General features: G+C 64.5%; 7 protein-coding genes. 4 read left to right on the forward strand and 3 right to left on the reverse strand.

Features of this window, described 5'->3' with window-relative positions; genetic code table 11:
* Positions 1–1,844, reverse strand: a 1,844-nt coding sequence (locus tag ACO48X_RS08580) for a S8 family serine peptidase (RefSeq protein WP_485001669.1), incomplete at its 3' end; no start/stop codon positions are given.
* Between the two features lie 523 nt (positions 1,845–2,367).
* Here ACO48X_RS08580 and ACO48X_RS08585 point away from each other — a divergent pair.
* The gene (locus tag ACO48X_RS08585) at positions 2,368–2,817 is read left to right on the forward strand and encodes a hypothetical protein (RefSeq protein WP_485001670.1); all 450 of its coding nucleotides are present in this window, start codon (positions 2,368–2,370) and stop codon (positions 2,815–2,817) included.
* Between the two features lie 16 nt (positions 2,818–2,833).
* Here the strand turns inward: ACO48X_RS08585 and ACO48X_RS08590 are convergent, their stop codons facing one another.
* Complete coding sequence (locus tag ACO48X_RS08590; RefSeq protein ID WP_485001671.1) at positions 2,834–3,772, reverse strand: aldo/keto reductase; 939 nt, start codon at positions 3,770–3,772, stop codon at positions 2,834–2,836.
* Between the two features lie 62 nt (positions 3,773–3,834).
* Here ACO48X_RS08590 and ACO48X_RS08595 point away from each other — a divergent pair, with 62 nt between their 5' ends.
* Both ACO48X_RS08595 and ACO48X_RS08600 read left to right on the forward strand, forming a co-directional pair.
* A complete protein-coding gene (locus ACO48X_RS08595) occupies positions 3,835–4,668 on the forward strand; it encodes an undecaprenyl-diphosphate phosphatase (RefSeq protein ID WP_485001672.1) in 834 nt (277 codons plus the stop codon).
* A gap of 59 nt (positions 4,669–4,727) precedes the next feature.
* Entirely contained in the window at positions 4,728–5,456 is a 729-nt protein-coding gene (locus tag ACO48X_RS08600; protein WP_485001673.1) for an HAD family hydrolase, read from the forward strand.
* Between the two features lie 76 nt (positions 5,457–5,532).
* Here the strand turns inward: ACO48X_RS08600 and ACO48X_RS08605 are convergent, their stop codons facing one another.
* On the reverse strand, positions 5,533–6,432 hold the full coding sequence (locus ACO48X_RS08605; protein WP_485001674.1) for a RecB family exonuclease: 900 nt from the start codon (positions 6,430–6,432) through the stop codon (positions 5,533–5,535).
* Between the two features lie 54 nt (positions 6,433–6,486).
* Between ACO48X_RS08605 and ACO48X_RS08610 the strand changes: the two genes are divergently transcribed.
* A partial coding sequence (locus ACO48X_RS08610) for a tRNA (adenine-N1)-methyltransferase (protein WP_485001675.1) occupies positions 6,487–7,456 on the forward strand: 970 nt, incomplete at its 3' end.

Genomic DNA, 7,456 nt, shown 5'->3' on the forward strand with positions numbered 1-7,456 from the left:
GTGTTTTGCAGGACTGTGCGGACGTCGCCGGGATTCAGCGCCGTATTCGACTGCAACAGCAGCGCCGCGGCGCCGGCCGCGTGCGGAGAGGCCATCGACGTGCCGGAATAGCTTGCGTATCCCCGTTCGCCTTGCTTTTTGATCGGGATCGCGGCGTAGATATTGCCTCCCGGGGCGAGGACGTCCGGCTTGACCGTCAGATCCGCCGCCAAACCGAAAGACGAGGAATCGGAAAGCGCGCCTCCGTTGGAATCCGCGCTCACAACCTCCTCGCGCGTCCATTCGATCGAGGCCGAACCCGCCGCCGCAGCCGCCTCGAGCTTCGCGCCTTCGGCTTGAGTGACGCCGACCGTTGGAATCCGAATGGCGGGTTCGCCTTTGGCTTCTGCCCCAAGGGTTCCCTCTTCATTGTTGTAGATGATCACTGCTGCTGCGCCGTCGTTCTGGGCAGCCAAAGCCTTTTCGTGGAACTTGGTGTCTCCGCGTGCGACGAGAACGGCTTTGCCTTTAAAGGGCGTGCCGGGAAGGTCGACGGCGCCGGTCTTCTTCCCGTCGGGGTAAACTGCGAGCTCCAGTTTTCCGGAGGTGGGCGCTTCCGGGCTTCCCTGTAAAGCGGTGTAGGAGACAAGTTTTCCGTCGGGGCCCTTGAAAGTAAAGGAACGCGTATGGGTATTGTCAACCGAGCCGACGCTGATCGCCTTGCGCGCTACGGAAGGGGCGCCGTTGGCGAAGATTCCCTTAATGCGCGCGTTTCCCGCCGCGGCTGTGACGACGATGCCCGAGTCGGCCATCGCGTCGGCGGCGGCGGCCGTCGGATAATTGGGCCACGATGCGAAGTCGCCGCCCAAGGACATGTTGACCACGTCCATGCCGTCTTTGGTTGCGCGCTCCATCGCCGCGAGTATGACGTCGTTTCCGGTTCCGCCGTCACATCCGAAGACTCGGTAGACGCCGAGCTTGGCGTCGGGGGCGACGCCCCGGAGCTTCCTCGCCTTGTCGTTTCCGGCGGCGATACTGGCCACGTGAGTTCCGTGATTGTTGCAGTCGTTGGGAACCGGGTCGGGTTTCGGATTGGGGTTGTAGGCGCCGGAACTCTTGTCATCGTTGTATTCGTCTCCGACGAAGTCGTATCCGGCGACGACCTTGGACGTGGGGAAGGCCGCCGATCCGGGCACGCCCGATCCGCCGAAGGCGGGATGGTCGATGTCGATGCCGGTGTCGATGATCCCGATCTTGACCCCCTTGCCCGTCAACCCCAGTTCTTTGCGGGCGTAAGGGACGCCCGTGAGGTCTCCCGCCGTGAAAAGGGCGGGTTTGACGCCGTCCTTCTGTTCGGGCTTCTGGGCGGGCTCTTCCGGTTGCTGGACGGTCAGGACGGGGAAGACGGCTTTGACGTTTTTGGCTTGGAGTATCTTGTCCAGGTCTTTGTCTTCGGCTTTGACGGCGACCCCGTTCCAGACTTTCGAGTAGGAGTCGGTGACTTTGACGTTCTTCGGGGCTGTTGAGCTGAAGGTTTTCTGCTGGGCCGTGATCGTCTTGGCCGACCCGCCTTTGATGGTGGGTTTTTCAGAGAATTGGACGAACCACTTGCCGGCGAACCCGGGGGAGGCGTGCGCCCTGCTCTTCAATGTCTGAAGCCTCTGCCGAATCTCGTCTTTGTTCTTCTGTCGTGTGGTTCCGCCGGCCTGCTTTTGAGCGCCGTCGTCTTGTTGGGCGCCGCTGGGGCCGGGCGGCTTGGGCGTGCCCTCGGCATGGGCCGCCTGCGGAGCCAAAGCCCCCGCGCCTATGACGGCCACCGCCGAGACAAGGCCCAGGCGCGCCCTCCACTTTCTACTGCGTATCATGTCCGCTCCCTTCGCGCGATACGTGTTCTCTTTGTCTGGTATGAGTTTGCCTGCCTCCTTAAGGCGATCCGGAAGTCAATCGCTGAAATCAATCCCAATTCAATTTTGAAATGAATTCAATTTTATTCTTGAAATGGGTTTTCCAATTTATTCTCGAACTGACTCCTTTATTCTCGAACCGACTCTTCAGGCTGCAACTCATCGACACATGGACTTGTGTACAGAAGTCCACACCGCTCACTCTACCCCTGATAGCGAGCTGAGTCACTGGCAACTGCCTGCGAGCTGAGCCGTCTGCGGCCAAAGGCTGTCAGAGCCGCTTTCGCACGGCTGGAAATCGGGCGAAGCGCTCAGATTTGAACCTTGGCGGGCCGTCACGGCCCGAAGTCCGGCAGCGACGTCGGAAACTTTGCAGGATGAAGGCTTCGAAGGCTGCGCAAAGCGGAGATTACGGAAAACGAATTAAAACGTTGAAAATTTCATGGTGTGGCGTAGATCGCCTTTCTCGGGTTACCCTTAGTGCATGTCTATGAACCCGCGTTCTGCCCTCGATCGACTGATCGGCGCGTTAGAAGCCTTTCATCTCGCCGCTTCGACCGCACAGGACCCGAGTGCGCCCAGCGTCGCGGAGGCTGCCGACGCTCTCGCCGATGCCTACATCGTCTACGACGACGTCGTTTTCACCGGGTATGGAGTCGAGGCACCCTTGGACGTATACGGCGACGACGATGATTACGACGAGGATTTCGACGACGATTACGACGACTTCGATCTGGACGACGAGGACGACGCCGATCTAGACGACGACCTAGAAGAGGACGAGGATTTCGACGACGACCTTGAAGACGAAGACGACCTCGAGGACGACGAGGAAATAGACGACGACACGCTTGAAGACGAGGAAGGCCTCGACGACGCCGACTTTGACGACGGCGACTACGAGGAGGATCCGGAGGACGGCTCCGGCGGTTAAGGCCCGCCCCGGCCGGCTAGTCGCTGATGTCCGCCAGAGCCTCGGAAACGAGCTCGGGGAGCGGCTTGCATCGCGAGACCGTCGCCTGAAGCTGGGCCGCGGTCCTCGCGCCCACGATCGCGGCGGTGACGCCCGGTCGGCCGACGACCCATGAAAGTGCGACGTCGGCGGGCGTGCGCCCGAGGCCGTCGGCAGCCTTCGCCACCGCTTCGACTATTCGGCGGGCCCTCTCGTCGAGGTACGGCTCGACGAAGGCGGCGAGGTGCTCGGAGGCGGCGCGCGATGTTGGCGGGATCGAATGGCGGTATTTCCCGGTGAGCACTCCGCGGCCGAGCGGAGAAGAGGCGAAGAGGCCCATCCCCGTGTGGGAGGCCATGGGGACGATCTCGGCCTCGACGTCGCGGCAGACGAGGGAATACTCCCGCTCGACCGCCGTGATGAGAGGAAGCCCGGCCGCCCGGAGCCTCTCGGTCAGGATTGCGGCGCGCCACGACGAGTACTCCTGAACCCCGATGTACCTGACGATTCCGCGGTCGATGAGCCATCCGAGAGCCGAGGCGGTTTCCTCGTCGGGCGCCAATGGATCGGGGCAGGCGACGAGCAGGAGGTCGATGTAGCTCGTGTTGAGGCGTTCGAGCGAAGCCCGCACCGAGTCAAGAATGGGCCCTCGTCCCGCGCCGAATCGAAGCCCGTTCGGGCCTGGAACGAATCCGGCGCGCGTGCACAGCACGACGGACTCGCGATCCACGACGGCGTCGAGAAGCTCGCCGACGCAAGACTCCGCCGCGCCCTGGCCGAAGGCGGGCGAGGTGTCGATGAGATTTCCACCGGAATCGAGAATCGTCTCCAGCTGGCCCTTGGCCTCCTTGACGTCGGTATCGCGGCCCCAGGTGAGTGTGCCGAGCCCGACCGCCCCCACGACGAGGCCGCTGGCGCCCACTGTGCGTTCTCTCATAGAGACCAGCCTAGCTTAGCCCGCAGTGTGAACCTCCCAGCCCGGGCCAGTAAGCTGGCCCGATGGGATATTTTGAAGCACTCGTTTTGGGCATAGTCCAAGGGCTCACGGAGTTCCTGCCAATCAGCTCCTCAGCGCACATTCGAATCTTCGGCGACCTGTTCGGATGGGGCGATCCCGGAGCCGCCTTCACCGCCGTCATACAGCTGGGAACCGAGGCCGCCGTCATCACGTACTTCGCCAAAGACATCGGCCGGATCATCTCCCGCTGGTTCCGCTCTCTTCCCCTTGCCGGCAGAAATCGCCTTCCCTCCTCCGATCCCGACGCGCGCATGGGGTGGATCGTCATCTTCGGCACGATTCCTATCGGCGTGCTCGGGCTGCTTTTCCAAGACGCCATTGAAACCAAGCTTCGCAATCTCTACATCGTCGCCGTCGTCTTGGCCCTCTTCGCCGTCATCCTGGGGTGGGCCGACCGCAGGTCCGCGCACACGAAGCATCTTGACGAGATGACGCTGGGCGACGGCGTCCTCGTGGGATTCGGCCAGGCCATGGCCCTCATTCCGGGAGTCTCTCGCTCGGGCGGGACGATCACCGTCGGCCTCCTTCTCGGGTACACGAGGGAGGCGGCCGCTCGGGTCTCTTTCCTCCTGGCCATCCCGGCAGTCGTCCTTTCGGGCTTCTTCCAGCTCGCCAAGAACTTCGACACCGCCTCGCTTGCCGCTGGGCCGACCATTTTGGCGACGATCGTCTCATTCGTCGTCGGATACGCCGTGATCGTGTGGTTCCTCAAGCTCATCTCCACGCGGTCCTACATGCCGTTCGTCGTCTACCGAATCGTCCTCGCGATCGTCGTGGTGGGCCTCCTGGTCGGCGGCGTCGTCTACGCCTACTGACGGGCTGTTTTTCAAAAGGCCTTCTCACACAAGGCCGTCTCTTCCAGATCGAGGTGAACATGCCTTCCGATTCCGCCGCCCGCGGCCTTCCGCGTGCCGTCCTGCTCGACATGGACGGCACGCTCGCCAACTCCGAAGACTGGTGGTACCAGGCGGAAACGGAGATCATGGGCGACCTGGGCGCCACGTGGTCCAAGGAGTACGTGGCGCAGATCGTCGGAAGTTCGCTGGAGTATGCGACGTCCAAGATCGTGGCGGACTTCGAGCTGCCGATAAGCCCGCAAGAGCTGGGCCGCAGGCTCGTCTCCCGGGTGTGCGAGATCGGAGAGGCCTCGAAAGTGCCCTGGCGGCCGGGCGCTTACGAGCTTCTCTCCCTCACGGTGGATTTGGGGATCCCGACGGCGCTCGTCACGTCTTCCTACGAGCGGTTTGCCCGCATCGTGGTGAAGGATGCGCCGCCCGGCTCCCTCACGACGATCGTCGCGGGGGACCACGGCCTTCCCGGCAAGCCCGATCCCGCGCCCTACCTGCGCGCCGCGGAGCTCGCCGGGGCGGATCCCTCTTCCTCGCTCGTGATCGAAGATTCGATCTTCGGGGTGCGGTCGGGGATGGCCGCGCGGGCGCGCGTGGTCCACGTGCCTTACATGGTCGATGTGCCGCCCGCTCCGGGCCTCGTCAAGATCGACTCCCTCGAATCGGTCGACGAGGCCGCTCTGCGGCGCTTCATGGGCGGAGAACGCCCGCAGGGCGACCCTTATGCGGACGGCGCTCACGGCGCTCGAACCTGAAAGCGGCCTGGAGAGGCGGCGCGACGGGCGGCCTGTCAGCCGTTCGCGGCAAACGGATCTCGCGAACAGCTACCCGTCATCCGCTGTTTCGAGGCCCTCCCCGCGGGCGCCGGTCGGCGGCAGGCCGCCATTCGTCGGAAGGCTCTGCTGGAGCCGGCCCTTTCGCCGTGCGGAGGGCCGCCGCGCCTTCCTCGCTCATGGCGGGGGCAGCGCCGCCGAAAGCGGGGCAGTGCTCCTGGAAATGGCACCAGTCGCACAGCCGGGACGGCTTGTGCTCGAAATCGGCCGCGTCAAGGCGCTCCTCTATCGCGTTCCATATGGAGTCAAGCTCGAAGACGACGGCGTCGACGTCGTCGGGGACCGGATCGTAGGTCAGCGTCCGCCCGTCCTTGAGGTAGATGATCTGCGTGCGTCTGGCGAGCCTCCCCCGTGACAGGGCGATGGCCGCTGTATAGAAGCGCATTTGAAAAAGCGCCTCGCCTTGGAATCTGGGGCCGGGGGACTTTCCCGTTTTGTAGTCGACGATGCGAAGCGCGCCGTCGGGCGCCTCGTCGATTCGATCGACTATGCCGCGCACGGCCAAGCCGGAGGCGAGGCGCGCGTTGACGAATTGCTCGCGCGCCGCGGGCTCTATGAACGTCGGATTCTCCATGCGGAAGTAGTTGCCAATGAGCGTGCGCGCGCTGCCGAGCCACGTCTCGAGATGCGCGGGCCCCTCGAATAGATCGCGATCGCGCGGTTTGGAGTCCAAATGCGCGTTCCAGCGGGGAAGGAGAAGCCCCTGGGCCGCCTCCTCCGTGCGGGCGGCCGCGGGCTTGTCATAAAGATGCTCCAGAACCGAATGCACGAGGGTGCCTCGAAGCGCCTCGAGGGACGGCGGCTCGGGGAGCCTGTCGACCGTCCGGAACCGAAACATCAGGGGGCACTGCTTGAAGTCTTTCGCCCGCGAAGGGGAAAGGGCCGCATGTCTGCTCATGTCACAACCGTACATCGGCCCTCCGACGCATTCGGCTCGCTAGAATCTGAGACCATGACCGGACCGACTTCCTCGCGCCGCCGCGGCCCGTTCAAAGCGGGCGAACGCGTGCAGCTAACCGACCCGAAAGGTCGCCAGTACACGATCTCCCTCACCGGCGACGGCTACTTCCAATCGACCAGGGGCTCGTTCCGCCACAGCGAGCTCATCGGCCGCGAGGAGGGAACCGTCGTCGAGACCGAAGAAGGCAGGCGTTTCCTGGCGCTCCGCCCGCTCGTCTCCGACTACGTGCTGTCGATGCCGCGGGGAGCGACGGTCGTCTACCCCAAGGACGCCGCCCAGATCGTCCATGCCGCCGACGTCTTCCCCGGCGCCCGCGTTTTCGAGGCGGGCCTTGGGTCTGGCGCGCTGACCCTGTCCCTTCTGGCCGCAGCGGGGCCGGGCGGCCACGTCCTCTCGGCCGAGCGCCGCCCGGAATTCGCCGAAATAGCGGAGGCGAACGTTCGCTCGTGGTACGGCGAGGAGTGCCCGCCGTGGACGATTCGGACGGGGGAGGCGCTCGACGCCCTCGAAGGGCTCGAAGAGGGCGAGCTCGACCACGTCATCCTGGACATGTTGGCCCCGTGGGACCTCGTTGAGGCGGCGGCCCGCGCGCTCAGGCCCGGCGGCGTCGTCCTCGCCTACGTCGCCACGACCACCCAGCTTTCCCGATTCGTCGAAGAACTGCGGGCAAGCGGACTGTTCACGGAGCCTTCCGCCTCGGAGACCCTCGTGCGGACCTGGCATCTGGAGGGGCTCGCCGTCAGGCCCGACCACCGGATGGTGGCGCACACGGGCTTCCTCGCCCTGGCCCGGAGGCTGGCGCCCGGCGTCGAACCGCTGCAGCCGACGCGCAGGCCCGCCAAGGCCGCGTACTCCGAGGCGCCCGCGTGGGAGGCCGAATACGCTGAGCGCACAATTTCCGAACGCAAGCTTCGCAAGGTGCGCCGCGACGTCGCCCACAGGGCCGACGTCGAAGAGACAG

The organism is Peptidiphaga sp. (assembly GCF_057238965.1).